The 1,786-nt window shown below is 32.7% G+C and carries 3 protein-coding genes; all 3 read right to left on the bottom strand.

The window, feature by feature from the left end:
* Positions 1–51: 51 nt before the first annotated feature.
* Positions 52–327 carry a hypothetical protein gene (locus tag SLH48_RS22230; RefSeq protein WP_320259905.1) on the bottom strand — a complete coding sequence of 92 codons (276 nt, stop codon included), beginning with the start codon at positions 325–327 and terminating at the stop codon, positions 52–54.
* Between the two features lie 107 nt (positions 328–434).
* On the bottom strand, positions 435–791 hold the full coding sequence (locus tag SLH48_RS22225) for a VOC family protein (protein ID WP_320259904.1): 357 nt from the start codon (positions 789–791) through the stop codon (positions 435–437).
* A gap of 38 nt (positions 792–829) precedes the next feature.
* On the bottom strand, positions 830–1,786 hold a 957-nt coding region (locus SLH48_RS22220), incomplete at its 5' end, for an RNA polymerase sigma factor (protein ID WP_320259903.1).

Here is a 1,786-nt window from a genome sequence, read left to right as displayed (position 1 = left end):
TTGAATACCACTTACCATAGAGTTCAGTTAGATGAAGTTGAAAAATTGTTTCTAAACTAATAACTTTTCGATACTTCGGAGGGGTGACTTGATGAACCTAAATAATTCCATCGTATATTGTTCTCTAGGTGTAAATGTTTCTTCAGTAACTCCCATATTCTTACTTGTTATTTCAGAGTTCCACCAGTATTTATTTCTTGAATCATTTTCTTTATCAATACTTATAAATGAGACAAGATATACTGGTTGATGTAGGTGATATTGTATTATTTTATGATAAGTGCTTGAATCAATAACTTTTTGATTGTTATATGTATTTTTCCCCACACTACATATAAAGCCCTACTACGTAGGCTTCCTCCTTAATCGTTACTGGTAAATTCACAACAAAAGAAACAAATAAAGGGTTGTCGTTAATATAAGATTTAATCTTTTCACAAGATTCTCTTTTGAATTAAACCGAATCCAATTCCAGTGGGATCGATCAAATATGCAAGATAAAATGAATCGAACTCCATTTTATCTCTCACAACTAACGCTCCATTTTCTCTAGCCTTGTCAATAGCTTCATCACTTGAATCTACTTCGATTTGAATTCGAGTACCATGGGGATAATCAGAAGGTCCTTTACTTATCCCTCCATTAAGTCCAGAAGAATGGATATTTGTAGTATTGACAGCCCAATAATCCCATTGAGGTTCTGCAATCTCCCAACCAAATACATTTGAATAAAATTTTATGGCTTCACTAGGATTTTGGCTACTTATTTCAAACCCAATAACTTTACCCATAATCAATTCCCTCTTTCTTAAACTATCTATAAAAACCATTAGAACATTTCCATGGGAGCAAGAGGTAATTCCAAATGGTCTGCAACATACTGCATAAATTCTCTACAAAAATAATAACAGTTCCATCCTGTCACTTTACCATTTTCCCATTCAACCGTATTCACATCAAATAACATTGTTCCTTGTGCAGTTTGTTTAGTAAATATAATCGCTTGTTTACCAAACAAATGTGTACAAGTTGCATAGATATTTTGAAGTTTAGTTCTTTTGTTTGGATTAAGAGAGTATTTAAGGATATTTTCTTTTCCATATTCTTTGCTGTTCATCTCTACAAAACTAAATGTAGCATTATTATTTAGCATGTTAGCAAGTCCTTCAAAATCTTTACGATTATAAGCATCTATAAATTCTTTGACAGACTCCGATTGAACATTAATATTAGATTCCTTCTTTCTAACTTCCTCATTGATTTCTCTTATCTCATATAATTTTTTTCTTGCACGATTGAGTAATCCATTAATTGCTCCTTCAGAACTAGATAATAATTCAGCTACTTCATTTGCTTTGAAACCAAATGATTCTATTAAAATAAATACCACAGCCTGTCTTGGTGTTAGATTATTTATTAGCGATAAAATTGCTTCACTTACTTCAAGAGAATCAATAAATTCCTCACTTAAATTTTCCTCATCAATCTCGTCATTTGATAAACGTTGATTTCTCCTACATTGATCAAGCCAGTGGTTGGTAGCAACACGAAAAAGATATGATTTTGTTTTTAGATTCTGCTGTCGATGAGACAATGCAGAAAGCGATGCAAATGACTTCAATATCGTATCTTGAAGTAAATCCTCAGCGTCCCAAGGTGTTCCCGTTAACCTTAAGCAATATTTCCATAATAGATTACGATAAGGCTGTACAATCTCCCAATACTTCCCCCATATGTCCTTAGTCTCTTCACCTATAGTTTGTAGATTCTCCATCATATTCACCTC

The organism is Cytobacillus sp. IB215316 (genome assembly GCF_033963865.1).
Taxonomy (GTDB): Bacteria; Bacillota; Bacilli; order Bacillales; family SM2101; genus Nanhaiella; species Nanhaiella sioensis.
This window is presented reverse-complemented; position numbering and strand designations above follow the sequence as displayed.